Source organism: Streptomyces sp. NPDC057287, from assembly GCF_042667905.1.
Lineage (GTDB): Bacteria > Actinomycetota > Actinomycetes > Streptomycetales > Streptomycetaceae > Streptomyces.
Genome location: NZ_JBHUYV010000001.1, coordinates 91,164 through 106,531 on the forward strand (window position 1 = coordinate 91,164; position 15,368 = coordinate 106,531).

Annotated in this window: 11 protein-coding genes and 1 riboswitch; of the genes, 4 read left to right on the forward strand and 7 right to left on the reverse strand. The window is 69.6% G+C overall.

Going from position 1 to position 15,368, the window contains the following annotated elements; translation table 11 throughout:
• Positions 1 to 6: 6 nt before the first annotated feature.
• Positions 7 to 1,275, reverse strand: a complete 1,269-nt coding sequence (locus ACFUNE_RS00475; protein ID WP_383560600.1) for an MFS transporter — start codon at positions 1,273 to 1,275, stop codon at positions 7 to 9.
• Between the two features lie 390 nt (positions 1,276 to 1,665).
• Between ACFUNE_RS00475 and ACFUNE_RS00480 the strand changes: the two genes are divergently transcribed.
• On the forward strand, positions 1,666 to 3,195 hold the full coding sequence (locus ACFUNE_RS00480; protein WP_383560602.1) for a PQQ-dependent sugar dehydrogenase: 1,530 nt from the start codon (positions 1,666 to 1,668) through the stop codon (positions 3,193 to 3,195).
• A gap of 115 nt (positions 3,196 to 3,310) precedes the next feature.
• On the opposite strand, the gene ACFUNE_RS00485 is transcribed toward ACFUNE_RS00480, so the two are convergent.
• Positions 3,311 to 3,979 carry an HAD family hydrolase gene (locus tag ACFUNE_RS00485; RefSeq protein ID WP_383560605.1) on the reverse strand — a complete coding sequence of 223 codons (669 nt, stop codon included), beginning with the start codon at positions 3,977 to 3,979 and terminating at the stop codon, positions 3,311 to 3,313.
• Positions 3,980 to 4,124: 145 nt separating this feature from the next.
• The gene (locus tag ACFUNE_RS00490; protein WP_383560608.1) at positions 4,125 to 5,105 is read right to left on the reverse strand and encodes a TIGR03557 family F420-dependent LLM class oxidoreductase; all 981 of its coding nucleotides are present in this window, start codon (positions 5,103 to 5,105) and stop codon (positions 4,125 to 4,127) included.
• 212 nt (positions 5,106 to 5,317) lie between these two features.
• Here ACFUNE_RS00490 and ACFUNE_RS00495 point away from each other — a divergent pair, with 212 nt between their 5' ends.
• Positions 5,318 to 5,446, forward strand: coding sequence for an LPFR motif small protein (locus ACFUNE_RS00495; protein WP_267883626.1), 129 nt, complete (start codon positions 5,318 to 5,320; stop codon positions 5,444 to 5,446).
• A gap of 334 nt (positions 5,447 to 5,780) precedes the next feature.
• Here the strand turns inward: ACFUNE_RS00495 and ACFUNE_RS00500 are convergent, their stop codons facing one another.
• Entirely contained in the window at positions 5,781 to 7,196 is a 1,416-nt protein-coding gene (locus ACFUNE_RS00500) for a purine-cytosine permease family protein (RefSeq protein ID WP_383560610.1), read from the reverse strand.
• Positions 7,187 to 7,279, reverse strand: a riboswitch (TPP riboswitch). (Overlaps the previous gene by 10 nt.)
• Before the next feature lie 241 nt (positions 7,280 to 7,520).
• Between ACFUNE_RS00500 and ACFUNE_RS00505 the strand changes: the two genes are divergently transcribed.
• A complete protein-coding gene (locus ACFUNE_RS00505; protein ID WP_383560613.1) occupies positions 7,521 to 8,699 on the forward strand; it encodes a glycoside hydrolase family 76 protein in 1,179 nt (392 codons plus the stop codon).
• A 213-nt stretch (positions 8,700 to 8,912) separates the two neighbouring features.
• On the opposite strand, the gene ACFUNE_RS00510 is transcribed toward ACFUNE_RS00505, so the two are convergent.
• The 3 genes from ACFUNE_RS00510 to ACFUNE_RS00520 all read right to left on the reverse strand — a co-directional run bounded on the left by ACFUNE_RS00510 (position 8,913) and on the right by ACFUNE_RS00520 (position 11,847).
• Positions 8,913 to 9,317, reverse strand: coding sequence for an FKBP-type peptidyl-prolyl cis-trans isomerase (locus ACFUNE_RS00510; protein ID WP_383560615.1), 405 nt, complete (start codon positions 9,315 to 9,317; stop codon positions 8,913 to 8,915).
• Between the two features lie 1,150 nt (positions 9,318 to 10,467).
• Entirely contained in the window at positions 10,468 to 10,854 is a 387-nt protein-coding gene (locus tag ACFUNE_RS00515) for a DUF6281 family protein (protein WP_383560618.1), read from the reverse strand.
• 27 nt (positions 10,855 to 10,881) lie between these two features.
• Positions 10,882 to 11,847 (reverse strand): matrixin family metalloprotease, encoded by a 966-nt coding sequence (locus tag ACFUNE_RS00520; protein ID WP_383560620.1) that lies wholly within the window; start codon positions 11,845 to 11,847, stop codon positions 10,882 to 10,884.
• Positions 11,848 to 12,579: 732 nt separating this feature from the next.
• On the opposite strand from ACFUNE_RS00520, the gene ACFUNE_RS00525 reads away from it, so the two are divergent.
• A complete protein-coding gene (locus ACFUNE_RS00525) occupies positions 12,580 to 15,255 on the forward strand; it encodes a LamG-like jellyroll fold domain-containing protein (protein WP_383560622.1) in 2,676 nt (891 codons plus the stop codon).
• Positions 15,256 to 15,368: the final 113 nt, after the last annotated feature.

Genomic DNA, 15,368 nt, shown 5'->3' on the forward strand with positions numbered 1-15,368 from the left:
GAACTGCTATGGCTGGGGGTCGCGCGCGTCGTACCGGGCGAAGGCCCGCCAGCGCAGCCCCAGCAGGCACACCACCAGGACGCAGGCGAGCCCGCCGCCGGTCACCGCCACGGCCGGGGACGTCAGGTCGGCCACCGAGCCGGCCACGAGGTCGCCGAGCCTGGGGCCGCCCGCCACGACGACGATGAACACGCCCTGGAGCCGGCCGCGCATCTCGTCCGGTACGGCCGCCTGGAGCATGGTGTTGCGGAAGACCATCGAGATGGAGTCCGCGCATCCGGCGAGCGCGAGCAGGATCAGCCCCGGCCACAGCTGCCGGGTCAGCCCGAACAGGGCGATGGCCCCGCCCCAGCACGCCACGGCGACGAGGACGGCGAGCCCGTGCCGGTGGATCCGCCCCAGCCACCCGGAGAACACGCTGCCGAGCAGGGCGCCCAGCGCGGGGGCTGCGACCAGCAGCCCGGTGGTCTTGGCGTCGCCGCCGAACCAGACCACGGCGACCACGGGGAACAGGGCGCGCGGGTGGGCGAGAACCATGGCGCTCAGGTCGCTGAAGAAGGTCATCCGCAGATTGGGCCTGGTCCCGAGGAAGCGCAGACCGTCCAGGACGGAGGCCCGCTTGGCCGCCTTCTCCCCCTCGCCCCGGCCGGGCAGCATCGACGGCAGCCGCCACATCGCGTACAGCGAGGCGGTGAAGGTGACGGCGTCGACGGTGTACGCCGCCTTGTAGCCCCACCAGCCGACGATCAGACCGCCGAGCATCGGGCCGACCAGCCCGCCGGTGGTGGAGGTCATGGCGCTGAGCGCGTTGGCGGCGGGGAGCTGTTCGGCCGGGAGCAGACGGGCGATCATCGAGCTGCGGGCGGGCGAGTTGAGCGAGAAGCACACGGCCTGGAGGGCGACGACCGCGTACAACAGCCCGACGTGCTGGACCCCGGCGAAGGTGACAGCCGCCAGCACCAGGGAGAGCAGGAACGATCCTGTGGCGCTGATGAGCCCCAGCTTGCGCCGGTCGACGGTGTCGGCGACGGCCCCGCTGTAGAGCCCGAGGAGCACCAGCGGGACGAGGGAACAGAGACCGATCAGCCCGACGGAGAAGGCGGAGCCGGTGATGTCGTAGACCTGGAGGGAAACGGCCAGCGCCGTCATGCCCTGCCCGATCCAGGACACGGTGTTCCCGAACCAGAGCCGCCGGTAGTCGGGGGAGGTACGCAGCGGCGTCAGGTCGGCGAGTATGCGCATGCGGGATACACGTGGTTCGGCTGTTTCGGTCACAGGGGATGGTAGCGACCCGCCTCGGCCGGGAGCCGGTGGGGCGCGGTTCTCGCCGGTTCCGCCGGCGTCTCCGGTGTCGCCGCTGCCGCCGCTGACACCGTCTCGCCCGCCTCTGCGGTGCTGTCGGGGCCGCCGGTGTCGCCCGTATCTTCATGCCGCCGGGGTCGCTGACAGGACAGTCCTGCTGTTTCTGCGGTGACTGTCGCATCGTTTGCGCCACACGGGGCGAACGTGGCGCAATCACGCGTTGCCGCCTCGGCCCCCGGCGCGCAGCCTGGGTCACGGGAGCGCTCCCACGCCCTGCCGCGGCCTGGCCTCGCCTGTTCTCCATGGAGCCTGCACCGGGTGCCGGCCACCGCTGCGCAAGCGTCCGATCCCCCTGGAGACACCATGCCAAGACGCCGATGGACCGGGCCCCTTCTGCTGGCCCTCCTGCTGACCGCGCCCCTCTCGTCACCCGCCGAAGCCGACGCGCTGCCGTCCCGGGCGGCAACGGCGGAGGCCGCCTCACCCGCGCCGCTGCCGTCGCTCCACGCGACCACCACCCAGGTCGCCTCCGGGCTGAAACGGCCCACCGCGATCGCCGCCCCCGACGACGGGACGGACCGACTCTTCATCACCCAGAAGTCCGGCACCGTCCGCGTCTACCGTCCGGACACCGGCCTGGCCCCGGCCCCGGTCGTCGACATCTCATCGGCCGTGGACGAATCGGGCAACGAGCGCGGCCTGCTCGGCATCGCCCTCCCGCCCGACTTCGCCGACAGTCAGGACCTGTACCTGGCGTACACCGCACTGCCCGACGGTGCGGTCACTCTCGCCCGCTACCGGCTCGACGAGTCCCGCCTCGAGGTCCTGCTCTCGCAGCCACACGCCGAGAACAGCAACCACAACGGCGGCCAGCTCGCGTTCGGCCCGGACGGCGATCTGTACTGGAGCATCGGCGACGGCGGCGGCTCCGCGGACCCCCTCCGCTCCGCGCAGCGGCTGGACACCCTGCTGGGCAAGATCATGCGCATCGACGTGAGCCGGAGCTGCGGCTCCCTCGCCTACTGCGTCCCCGACGACAACCCCTTCGTGGGCACCCCCGGCGCCCGCGAGGAGATCTGGCTGTACGGTCTGCGCAACCCGTGGCGCTTCTCCTTCGACAGCGCCGACGGCTCGATGTGGATCGGCGACGTCGGGCAGGGCCGTTGGGAGGAAGTCGACCACCTCGCTCCCGGGCGGGGAGGACTGAACCTCGGCTGGTCCTGCTACGAGGGCCTGGAGAAGTTCGCGGGCGGCGACTGCGTGCCGGGCGCGACGTACACCGAGCCCGTCTTCACCTACTCCCCGTACACCGGCGGCTGCTCGGTCATCGGCGGCCACGTCTACCGGGGCGAGAAGTACGCGGACCTGGTCGGCGGCACGTACATCGCCACCGACTACTGCTCGTCCACCGTCTGGGCGCTGCGTCCCGACGGCGACGGCGGCTACGAACAGGCCGAGATCGGGGAGATGCCCACCCAGGTGACGTCGATCGGTGCGACCGCCGACGGGGAGTTCTACGTGGTCAACGATCTGCCCGGCGGCCTGCACCGCGTGTCGTTCACCAGGGAGGAACCCACCTGCCGCGTGGACCGTGCCGTGAAGGCCTGGGGCACGGGCACCACGGTCGACCTCACCGTCACCAACACGGGCAGCACGCCCGTGAACGGCTGGACGCTCGAATTCCCGCTGCCCCTCGGGCAGACCGTCATCTCCGACTGGAACACCGACCTGACCCAGGGGAGCAACACGATCGCGGCGACGAACGCCGCGCACAACGCCGTGATCGCTCCCGGCGCGAGCGTCACCCTCGGCTATCTCGCCGGCCACACCGGTGACGCCTCATCGCCACCGCGCTTCATGCTCAACGGGGACGCCTGCGCCGTCGGCGAATGACGCCGCCGGCACGCTGAGGGCACGCCCGCGCCGGCGGCCGCCGCCCGGTTCACCGGCAGGGCACTCGCCCTGTCGCGTCCCGGGCGGTGGCTGCTCGGCCGGCACGCCGTGCGGGTCAGAGGGCCGCCGGCCCGAAGGGGCTGTCGTGGAGGCGGGCGAGCAGATCGGCCGCGTCCTGATACACCTGGCCGGCGCCGGCCTGCTCCAGATCGGCGCGGGGAATACCGCCCGACAGCAACGCCACCGAACGCACGCCGGCCCGGGCAGCCGCCTTCATGTCCCACACGGAGTCGCCCACGAACACCGCCTGTCCGGGACCGACACCGGCCAGCTCACAAGCCAGCCTCACGGGTTCCGGGGAGGGCTTGCCCTCGGCGACGTCGTCAGAGCTCGCCGTTCTCCAGATCGCGTCGTCCGCGTCCACGGCCCGGCGCAGGGCCTCCAGCTCCGGACCACTCGCCGACGTGGCCAGCACGACCCGCCAATCGCTCCTGGCCAGGGTGCGCAGCAGATCGCCCGCGCCCTCGAAAGCGGGGAGGCGGTCGAAGTACGTTCCGTAGAGCACCGTGTGTGCGGAGCTGATGGCGGCGTCCTGTTCCTCGTCGCGTCGGGCTCCGAGCAGCCGCTCTATCAGATCCCCGGAACCCAGGCCGATCGCACGGTGGATGTCCGCCATGGTCACGGCGTGCCCGGCCTGCCGGAACGCCTCCCACCACGCGACCACATGCAGGTGGTTGGTGTCCGTCAGCGTGCCGTCCACATCGAAGATCGCTGCGCCTGGCATGTTCGCCTCCTTCCTTCGCACTCGTCCTTCGTCCCCGGCGGCCGGCCGGCTCCAGGGCCGCCGGACCTGTCGCCCGACGGGGCGGCGGCCCGATCGCGCGACACGGACCGGCCCGCCCTGCCTGCCCTGCCCGCATCGGCCCGCTTCAGGCGTGTGCGGTGTCCGGGCTCAGCCGCCTCAGGCGTTCGTCGAGGTCGCGGCTGTAGAACTCCATGAAGCCATCGGGATCCGGGCCCGCGTTCTGCATGACGAGCCGGTCGAACCCGGCGTCGACGAACTTCTGTGCGACCTCGGTGTAGCGGGCGGGGTCGGGGCCGCACGCGAACTTCTCCAGGATGTCCTGCTCGCGGACCGTCGTGGTCGCCGCCTCGAAGTTGACCGGATTGGGCAGCTCACTCATGACCTTCCACCCGGTCACGGCCCAGCGTGACGTCTCCAGGGCGGCCTGCGCCGCGGTGTGCTCGTCGGGGGCCCAGGCCATCGGCACCTCCGCGTAGCGCGGCCCGTCACCACCCGCGGCACGGTAGTCCTGGACGATCTCCGGCTTGTCCTCGGTGGCGAACAGCCCGTCGCCCAGTTCCGCGGCGATCCGTGTCGACACCTTGCCGCTGGCGGCCACCGCGATCAGGGGCAGCTCGTCGGGAAGGTCGAACACGCGGGCATCCTCCAGGCGCAGTTGCTTGCCCTCGTAGGACCGGTATCCACCGCTCCAGAGCAGCCGGATGATCTCCAGGGCCTCCCTGAGCATCTCGTGCCGTGTGAGGACCGTGTCGGGGAAGCCGTGCCCGACGACGTGCTCGTTCAGGCGCTCGCCCGAGCCCACGCCCAGGACGAAGCGGCCCTCCGACAGCAGCGCGAGGGTTGCCGCCGCCTGAGCGATGATCGCCGGGTGGTAGCGGACGGTGGGGCACGTGACACCGGTCGCCAGCCCGATCCTGGAGGTCTTGGCCGCGATGCTTCCCAGCACCGTCCAGGCGAAGGGTGAATGCCCCTGGTTGTCGAGCCAGGGGTGATAGTGATCGCTGATCTCGACGAAGTCGAAGCCCGCCTGCTCTGCGAGGACCGCCTGCCGTACGAGTTCCGCCGGGCCGAACGCTTCGGCAGCGAGCTTGTATCCGATTTCCATGCGTTCCTCACTTCTCGTGTCCAGGGCGTTCCGTCCGCCTACCCGTGCCTGCGCCAGGTGGTCCTCACCCGGGAGTACCGGCTGCGCCGTCGGCGACGTGCACGGACCCCGTGAACGGCGATGAGTTTCCTCCCGGGACGAGCGGGCACGCGCTTGTCAACAGCACATCGCGGCCTCCCAGCGCCGCGGTGGCATCGAGAGGGAGGAAACACATGCTGAAGGCGATCGCAGACGTTCTCCGATCCATCGGCGGGGCCATCGCCACCGTCGTCACCCTGCCTTTCCGCGCCGTCGCGCGGCTCTTCGGCGGAGCCTCCGACACCGCGCACGGCCACCACTGACCATCTCTCCCTCTGACGATCGCCCCGGCAGCCTCCCCGAGCCTGCCGGGGCTTCGTGCGTACGAAGGGCCTCCCGGCCCCGGCAGGCGTCCTCCGCTCCCGCCGCTGCCGCTTCCGCCGGATGGGCGTGCGCGCTCCGTCGGAGGAGCGCGGAACTCGGCTGTCGGGCCGGCCAGGACGACCGCGGTGCGGACCATGGCCCCACGATCTCCTCTCCACGCCTCGTCAGCACGTGGAGGCATCCGGACGGGGCCGTGTTCCGGGGCCCGCCCGGGGCAGCCACATGCGCGAATGCCTGGGACCGCGCTCCCCGTCAGCGGTGGCCGCGAACCCGTCAGGAGCGGTGGCGCAGCCGCAGCGGGGCGTAGAGCGCCAGGGCCACGAGGAACGCCACCCCATAGGCGAGGTCGGCTCCGTGCAGGGCCTCCGCCACCGGGCCCACGTACAGGCCGGTGCTCATGAACGGCACCGCCGCGGCAAAGGCGGCCACGAAGGCGGTGAGCGCCGGCCACCACGGCCGGTCGCGGCCGCTCTCGGCGGCGAGGTCGATCGGTGCGCCTCCGCGGGCCCTGGCCCGCACCGTCCAGTCCACGGCCACGATCGCGACGAAGCCGGGAATCCAGTAGCCGACCAGGAGCAGCACGTTCTGGAAGCGCGCCGTGGTGTCGGCCGCGTGCATCCACAGCACGAGCGGGAAACCGAGCGCCGCGGCGAGGGCGGCGGCGACGGGGCGTGGCAGGCGCACCCCCATCGTCTGCAGCGCCAGGGAACCGCTGTAGTCGTTCATGGCGTTGCTGCACAGCGCGGCGAGCGCCACGGCGAGCAGACCGAACGCCCCGAGCGCTCCCCCGCCCAGAAGGGTGTCGATCCCGCGCGCGGTCTGGTCGGTGAGGACGGACGCGCCCCACAGGCCGAGCGTCTGGACCGCCACGAAGGAGACGCTGATGCCCAGCAGCGTGCACCAGAACATGCGCGGCCGTGACGTGGTGGGCGGCAGATAGCGGCTGAAGTCGCTGGCGTAGGGGGCCCACGACAGCGCCAGGCTCAGGGCGATCGTGCACGTCAGGACGAACGCGCCCGCCCGGTCGCCGCCGTGCACGGTGCCGGAGGCAGTGGGCTGGACGCCGTCCAGCAGTTTGACGGCGAGCACGGCGAAGGCAGCGGCGAGGGCGAACGTCATCACCGTCTGGAGCCGGTGGATCGCCTCGTACCCCAGCACGCCGAGCGCACCCTGGGCGGCCATCATGACCAGCACGCCGAGCCAGAAGGGCCAGCCGAACAGCTGGGCCAGCGCGTCCCCTCCGAACAGGCCGATCAGCGCGTCCCAGGCGATCGAGGACAGCCACTGCAAAGCTCCGGGCAGCACGACGCCCCTGCCGAACGCCAACCGTGCGAGCGGGAGTTGACCGACCCCGGTCCGGCTTCCCCAGGTCCCGAGGAAGGCGGTGGGCACCGCCCCCACGAGCGTGCCCAGCACGACGGCGACGAGCGCAGTGGCGAAGTCCAGGCCCAGGGCGATGCCCACGGTGCCGGTGAAGACACCCGTCATGGTGAGGTTGGGGGCGAACCAGACGGTGAACAGCCTGCCGGCGCGGCCGTAACGCCGGTCCTCCGGAACGGGGGCTATCCCGTGCGTCTCGATCCGCAGATCGCCGGGGGCTGCGGGCATGCGGCCCCCGAAAGCGGGACGTGGGGCAGGAACTGCCTGCTTCGCGACCGCACGGTCGTCGGGGGTATACGGCAACGGCATGAAGACATCCCTCCGCCAGTACTAACTGGTTCAGGTTCGACGGGTGTGTTCTCAGCCCCTGCGGGGCACCCCGTGTCCGGTTCGGCGGCCAGGATAACCGGGCGGCCGACCGGGCCCGGCCGCGGGGTGACCGGCGCGCGGGCCGCGGGGTGACCGGCGCGCGGGCCGAGGGTGACCGGCGCGCGGGCCGAGGGTGACCGGCGCGCGGGCCGGGGCCATGCACATCACTCACCGCCCTTGTCCGTCCTGGCCGTTGACGCCTCCGCACCCTCGTGACAACGTTGTCAGGTCCCGCACTCCGCGCCTCGAACAGGAGAGCCCCGTATGCGCTGGTCCCCCTCACGCCGTCAGGTCCTCGGTGCCTCTCTCGCCGCGCTGGCCGCCGCGACCACCACCGAAGCGTCCGCAGTGGCCCCCGCCGGTGCCCCGTCCTCTTCCCGCTCCCTCTCGCGTGCGCGCAGCACCTACGACGCCCTGAAGGAGTACTTCGACACGGCGGACGGCACCGGGCTCGTACGCGAGCAGTACCCGGCCGCCCCCGACGACCGTCCGTACTCCTACGAATGGCCGCTCTCCCAGGTCCACGTGGCCGCCCTCGACCTGGCCTTCGTGGACCACCGCTACGCACCGGCCCTGGCCGTCCGCGCCCGGGCGCAGGAGCTGTACTGGAACGCGGCGGGCGGCACCACCGGCCTCCCCGGCTACGACTCCTACCCGGTCGCGCCGCACGGTGGCGGTGGCGACATGTTCTACGACGACAACGAGTGGGTGGGACTGGCCAAGGCCCAGCTCCACCTGCAGACCGGCGACCGGGCCGCGCTCCACCGCGCGAAGGAGATCTTCACGCTGGTCGAGTCGGGCTGGGACACCGACCCGGACCACCCCGCCCCCGGCGGAGTGTTCTGGACCCAGGCCGACTGGAGTCACAGCCGTAACACCGTCTCCAACATGCCCGGCGCCCAACTCGGCCTGCGGCTCCACCAGATCACCGGCAGGTCCCGCTACCTGGAGTCCTCCAGGCGTTTCTACGACTGGACCAACGCCCATCTGCGGACCCCCGAGGGCCTCTACCACGACAGCCTCGACCTGACGGGCACGGTCGACCGGACCATCTGGTCCTACAACCAGGGCGTCCCGGTCGGCGTAGGCGTCCTGCTGTACGGGGCGACCGACGACCGGGCATACCTGAACCAGGCCCGGCGTACGGCCGAGGCCGCGTACACGCACTACGTGACCGAGGGCAGGCTGCACACCCAGCCCGTCTTCTTCAACTCGATCTTCTTCAAGAACCTGCTGCTCCTGGAGTCGGTGACCGGCGGATCCGTCTACCGGCGGGCGATGGCCGACTACGCGGACCACATCTGGTCCGAGCGACGGGACAGCTCCACCGGCCTGATGCGTTTCGACGACAGCGGGACCACCCAGGTCATCGAGCAGGCCGCCGCGGCACAGGTCTTCGCGGTACTGGCCTGGCCGCGCGGCGCTTGGCGGACGCTCTACTGACTCCGGCCGACGCGGGGTTGCCCTGCGCCGCACCACGGTGCGGCCCGCAGCCCCGAGCACGCTTCCCCTCCAGCCACGGACAGGGCCCCGACCTCTGTGAAGTGATCCCCGCTCAGCTCGGGTCCCCGCTGCGCGCCGAGAGGTTCCCGGCGTGATGCCGTACTCACGTGTGGACCGACGGGCCTCTCGGATGCGCCCGGTCCGGCCGGCCGGTCAGGCCGGGCCTCGCTCCGGCGGGCCGCCCACGACCGTGAGCAGGTCGACGACGAAGACCAGTGTCGAGCCCGCCGGGATCAGAGTGGAGGGCGACTGCTTGCCGTAGCCGAGACGCGGGGGAACGATGATCTCGCGTCGGCCGCCGACCTTCATTCCCCGCACTCCCCGGTCCCAGCCCTTGATGACTTTGCCACCGCCCACAGCGAACTTGAAGGGCCGGTCCCGCTCCCAGGAGGAGTCGAACTCCCTTCCGGACGCGAACGTGACCCCCACGTAGTGAACCTGGACGACCCTGCCCGGTTGCGCCTCGGGTCCGTCCCCGACCACGAGGTCCCGGATCGTCAGCTCGGTGGGCACATCACCCTCCGGAACCTCGACCTCCGGCTTCATCGGTTCGCTCATCACGGTCCCCTCGCTCGCCACCGAAATCCTCCGCACGGACAGCGCTCGGGGGTCGAGGACGAATGCCCGCCTCCGTGCGCCGTCCGCCACACACAAAATGCCCTCAGAAAACAGGTTTCCCCAGGTCAGGACAACTCTACCCGGGGATGCCCGGTGGGACGGGCGGGACGATCCCGATACGTGCATACTGCGCGAGGGCTCCGCTCCGGAGGGGAATCCTGTTTCCCCCTCGCGGGATCCGTGGCCATGCGCAGGTTCGGTAAGAGGAATCGGAGGCATAGGAGGCACAGGAGGGAACCTCACTCCTTTTTCTCCCCCATGCAGGCCGCCAAGCCTCAATCGCACGCCATTCGAAGTGACTAACGTCACTCAACTCCGGCCCTCTGCCGGGAAGGTGGGACCTTACCTTTGAGAAGTATCGATTCTTAGGGGTGGGCGGACTTTCATGGTGCCGGACAATTCGATATTCATCGGTTTCGCGGCCAGAGCAGGTCGACTTTTGGTCCGAGTTTTTCTCTGGGGAGTCGCAGCAGCACTGACTGCTCTGAGTGCGTGGACAATCTGGCTCATCACGATGGGTGGCGGCGGCCCAAAAATAGCCGTGTGGACTGCTGTCCTCATCGCTCCGGGAGCGCTTTTCGGTTTGATTGCGGCATACCAGCGAAAGAAATCTCGCGCCGATCTCCCTCGGTGTGCCCACCCATCCTCAACAGCCTCGAATGCCGATCACGAGAAGACCGCTCCCCCCTTCCCGGGCACCGACCGACAGGGCACCCCCGCATAACACGACGACCGATCATGCACGGCGGATGAGAAGAACCGGCAAGCCTCCTCCGCATCTTCGGGACATCCGGAGCGATCTCTCTCACGTCAATTCGTTCTCACAATGATTCCCGGATTCGACATGAGGCAGGTTCGCCCGGAGTGCCGCCCTCTCCTGTCCCGCTGGTCGCCTTGAACTCCTGCACGGCATCGGTCGGCCGACGAATCCATCTTCACGTCACCGAGCCGTTAAAGAATGTCCGACGCCCAGGGAGCCCGCAGCGTCGATCAGTGGCCGGACGAAGGCGAAGGCAGGGCCTCCTGGTGAAGCTTCGGCCGGGATGGTGATCCCGGCCTGTCAGAAGGCCCTGCCCAAGGAATCGGGAACTCAGTTGTCGTCGATCAGCTTCTTGATCTCGGAGGGAACCTCCATGCCGGAGTACGCGGCGACAACCCTTCTCCCGCCGGAACCGTCCCCGACCGCGACAGCGATCTCGGAAGAGACACCGTTGACCGCGTAGACCGTCACGACTTCCTGCTCGACCTTGTCACCACCGCTGTTCTCGTCGCAGGGAGGGACTGTCGCGGAGCCGAGCTTCTGCCCTGCCGTGCCGTCCGTCTTCGAGACTTCCCGGTACACCCGCCCCTCGTAAGCTACGCGGTAGGCACATGACGCCGAGCCTCCGTCGCTGTCGCTGCCCGAGGAACACGCGGTCACCGACATCAGCATGACCGCCGTGAGCGCGACTCCGGAGGCACGGCGAGCGCAGTTCACTTCATCTCCTCGACTGACGCGTCCTGCTCAGTAGATGCTGCGAAGGCCGAGAACGTCTCCCTTGCCCAGAGTCCTCGCTATCGTCGAGCAACGGATGGAGTTGGTGGTCATCGTGAGGTTCGAGTGAGCCGAGGAGACGTGGCCCATCCCGAAGACGTGCCCGGCCTCGTGCGTTCCGACGGAGCGGATGTCGTACAGGTTCGAGCAGCTACTGGTCGGCGAGTTCGTGAAGTTGTAGTCGGTGGTGTTGAACCGGACGTCGGCTTCACGAAGGTCGTTCTTGACTCCCGGGGTGGGCCAGGACCACCAGCAGGTCGTGGCGACGACACCGCTCTTGAGGTTGCCGGCGTCCCAGGTGCTCTTACCGTCGCGGGAGGTGCACGAGGAACTGCTGTTGATGTCGGCCTCGTAGGTGGTGGTGCCCGAGTAGTGCGAGCTCGCGGAGACCGAGTCGCCGTAGCCGCAGTTGTTGTAGCTTCCGGTGATGTTGTTCACGGCGTCGGCGAAGGCGGCCTGGGCGCTGCTGCGGGAGAGACCGCCCGGCATGCCTCCGTCACCGATGTACCAGTTGTAGGTGCCGTACTCCTTGAGGTCGTTCGTGGAGTAGGAGCCGTCACTGCACGCGCCCGTGGCGCTGGGGGAGTCCAGGTCCGGGAGTTCGGGCTCGACCCCTGAGGAGGAGTCGAGCGCATCCGGGTCGACGCTGTCCGGCTCGTCGGACACGTCGTCCGTGGTCGTGCTGGGGTTCCCGAGACTGTCGGTGGCGTCGATGCCGGTGGGCGCGTCCGGACTCGAGTCGGTCAGGTTGTAGGAGACGACGCCGTCGGCCGACACCTCCAGGCTGAAGCCCTGCGACTCGCCGTCGGTGGTCAACGTGTCCACGCCTACGGCGGTGTTGGGTTCGGGCACCGTCACGCCGGTACCGCCGAAGGTGACCACACGGCCGACCACGGGGCAGCTGATCACCGACGTGCCCGCCGGGAGCGTGCTCACGGTCAGGTCTCCGGTGGCGGGCGGGCAGACCTGCGGTCCGTCCAGGCCTCCCCCATCGGCGTACGCCCCGCCGCCGACGAACGAGATCGAAGCCGCCAGAGCGAATGCCGCAATCCCTCTGCCCGCGAGTCTCCGGTTGTTCCTAGCCACTCTCTACCCCCAGTTTGTCCGTATTATGTGAAGATCCTTTTGGATTCGCTAAGAAGCTAGTGCTCAAGCGATCACTTGCGGTACTGCGTTTCAGGCCGACCATTTTTCGGCCACCTTCCGGGGGTGGCGACATGGCGCAGTCCGGCGGCACGGGGGCACACATCTCCCATTGCGCCCGGTAGAGGCGGTGTCCGGCCGATTTCGTACCGCACGGAACACGCCAGCCACGCAGTCGGGCGGTCTCGCGAATTGGGCGAGATGGGCTAAGTGACCGAAGTGGGCGTAATGAGCTGCATTTTCCGGATATTCCGGATCACAGAATCACGGTTCATTGACGGCGTGCACTCAAGGCTGGTTTCCTCTGTGTGCGTCTGGTGAAGATCCAAGCCTTGGGGGAGGGAGACGGACTTCTTACGCGGCCCTGCGTTCCGCACCGTCCGCGCACCTCTACGGCTCTCACGCCCGGCGCGTCCTGTTCATGCCGCGACGCGTGCCCTCCACCCGCGTCCAGCGCGGCGGGGGCTTCGCCATTGCTGTGCTTTTCTCGCGGCCCCTGACGGGCCGCGCTGCAGATGGAGCGAGATGAGAAGAACCATATGGTCCACGGTTGCCATGGCCGTGACGGTCGTGGCGATCGGCATGGCACCGGCTCAAGCCGAGCCGCTGGACTCCAGCGGTCCGGCTCCGTCGCCGACCGCGAAGGTGGACAAAGCGCTGCGCGAGCGGGTCGCCGATGGTCACAAGGTGCGGGTGAACGTCACCACCCGGACCAGGGCCGATCTTCCGGACGCGGTCCAGGTCGGCGAAGTGGTGGGCGAGCTGCACAAGTTGCCGGTGGTCACCATGCGGGTGGACGAGGCGGACCTGGACCAGTTGGCCGCCCAGCCAGGCGTGGTGAGCGTGGCCGAGGACCGGCCGGAGCGCGCGACGCTGACAGAGAGCGTTCCGCTCATCGGCGGTGACAAGACCCGGGCAGCCGGCCTGACCGGCGCAGGCAGCGTGGTCGCTGTCCTGGACACCGGCGTCGCCACCCACCACCCCTTCCTCACGGGCCGGGTGACCTCCGAAGCCTGCTTCTCCCCCATCGACGCCGGCTACGGCGCCACCAGTCTGTGCCCGGACGGCACCGACCAGCAGGAAGGCACCGGCTCGGCCGACTCGGAGGCCGGCCCCTGCGCTTCCCTCGACTGTGATCACGGCACCCACGTCGCCGGTATCGCGGCCGGCAACGGAAAGAACGTCACCGACGCCCCGGCGGCCGGTGTCGCTCCTGGTGCGAGCATCTTCGCCCTCCAGGTCTTCAGCCGGATCGACTCGGAGGCCTACTGCGGCCTCGATGCCGCACCCTGCGTTCTGAGCTTCCCCAGCGCCCAGCTCTCCGCCCTGGAGATGGTTCTGGACATGAAGCAGTCCGGGATGCCCGTGGTGGCAGCCAACATGAGCCTCGGGGGAAGCGCCCAGTACACGGCTGCCTGCCAGACCGACATCCGCAAGCCGGCCATCGACGCGCTCTACGCCGCCGGCGTCGCCACGGTCGTCTCTGCCGGTAACGGCGGCTCCGCCACGGGGGTCACCGCGCCCGCCTGCGTCTCGTCGGCGATCGCGGTGGGCAGCACCACCAAGCAGGACGAAATCTCCTACTTCAGCAACCGTGGCCCGCTGGTGGACGTCTTCGCTCCCGGCAGCGACATCGTTTCCTCGGTCCGCGACAACGCCTGGGAGAACCTGAGCGGCACCTCCATGGCCGCCCCTCACGTCGCGGGCGCGTTCGCTGTGCTCCACCAGGCCTTCCCCACCAAGACGGTGGCCGAGCTGGAGACGCTCCTGAAGAGCACGGGCAAGCCCATCACCTACTCGGGCACCACCACTCCGCGGATCCAGCTCGATGCGGCGGCGCTGTCGACCCAGCCCGGAACGCCTGCCGGTGAGAACGCGTGGAAGCTCGCGACCAACGGCACCGACACGGCCGGTACCAACCCGTTGGCCTCGGTCGGCGGGCCCACCTTCGCGGCCGCCGACGCGCCCTACAGCCTCTCCGGAGCCGCCTCCTTCAACGGCAGCACCGCGTTCCTGAAGAGCAAGGCGAGCGCGGTCAAGACCACGCAGGACTACACGGTCTCGGCCTGGGTCAAGATCAACTCAGCGGTGGAGGCCACCGCGATCTGCCAGGGCACCAGCCAGTACCAGGCCTTCTACCTCGGCTACGACGCCACCAACAAGGGCTGGATGTTCCAGACCACGACCACCAACGACGGCAACAACGACTGGGTGACCGCCGAGGGCGGCACCGGCACCGGCCCGGTGGGCACCTGGGCGCACCTGGTGGCCACCTACAAGGCCCCGGTCAGCGGCGTCTCCGGCACCGGTCTGATGACGCTCTACCAGAACGGCAGCTACCAGGGCAGGGCCACCAACCTCACGCCGCAGTACGACTCCAACCTGCCCCTGACCGTCGGCGGTTGCGTCAACTCGGCCACCGCGACCACGCCGTACAAGGCCTTCCCCGGCAAGGTCGCCGACGTCCACGTCTACCCGTACGCGATGGACGCCGCCCAGGCCGGCAAGGCCAGCGCCACCGTGCCCACCGGGTGGACGGCCGGCATGCCCGAGAACGAGTGGAAGCTGAGCACCGCCGGTACCGACACCGCCGGCCTCAACCCGTTCACCCTCTCCGGCGGCGCGAGCTGGACCACCGACAAGCCCACCGGTACCACCCTCACCGGCTCGGCCTCCTTCAACGGCAGCACCGGGCTGCTGAAGAGCAAGCAGGCCGCCGTCAACACCCACGGCAACTACACGGTCTCGGCCTGGGTCAAGATCAAGTCGGCGGTGGCGGCCACCGCGATCTGCCAGGGCACCACCCAGCACCAGGCCTTCTACATCGGCTACGACCCCACCAACAAGGGCTGGATGTTCCAGACCACGACCACCAACGAATCCGACACCGACTGGGTGAGCGTCGAGGGTGACGCCAACTCCGGACCGGTCGGCACCTGGGCACACATCGTCGCGACCTACAAGGCACCGGTGAGCGGCGACTCCACCAGCGGCCTGATGAGCATCTACCAGAACGGCGTGCTCCAGGACTCCACCCGCAACACGGCCCCCCAGTACGACTCCAGCCTGCCCCTGACCATCGGCGGCTGCGTCAACTCCGCCTCGTCCACCGCCCCGTACGACGCCTTCCCCGGCAACGTCGCGGACGTCCACGTCTTCCCGCGCACCCTGACGGCCACCGAGGTCGCGGCCCTCAACTGAGCCCTCTCCGAGGGAATTCGACCGCTGAAAGGTGCCCCGCTCCGCTCAACAGGGAGCGGGGCACCTTTTTCGCGCGGAGGCACCGAGCAGCCCCGGTGGCGGATCCGCAACCC

Coding starts and splice junctions, on each gene's coding strand:
- ACFUNE_RS00525 (WP_383560622.1), top strand. CDS start 12,580: ATGAGAAGAACCATATGGTCCACGGTTGCCATGGCCGTGACGGTCGTG.
- ACFUNE_RS00495 (WP_267883626.1), top strand. CDS start 5,318: ATGCTGAAGGCGATCGCAGACGTTCTCCGATCCATCGGCGGGGCCATC.
- ACFUNE_RS00485 (WP_383560605.1), bottom strand. CDS start 3,979: ATGCCAGGCGCAGCGATCTTCGATGTGGACGGCACGCTGACGGACACC.
- ACFUNE_RS00490 (WP_383560608.1), bottom strand. CDS start 5,105: ATGGAAATCGGATACAAGCTCGCTGCCGAAGCGTTCGGCCCGGCGGAA.
- ACFUNE_RS00505 (WP_383560613.1), top strand. CDS start 7,521: ATGCGCTGGTCCCCCTCACGCCGTCAGGTCCTCGGTGCCTCTCTCGCC.
- ACFUNE_RS00480 (WP_383560602.1), top strand. CDS start 1,666: ATGCCAAGACGCCGATGGACCGGGCCCCTTCTGCTGGCCCTCCTGCTG.
- ACFUNE_RS00500 (WP_383560610.1), bottom strand. CDS start 7,196: ATGCCGTTGCCGTATACCCCCGACGACCGTGCGGTCGCGAAGCAGGCA.
- ACFUNE_RS00510 (WP_383560615.1), bottom strand. CDS start 9,317: ATGAGCGAACCGATGAAGCCGGAGGTCGAGGTTCCGGAGGGTGATGTG.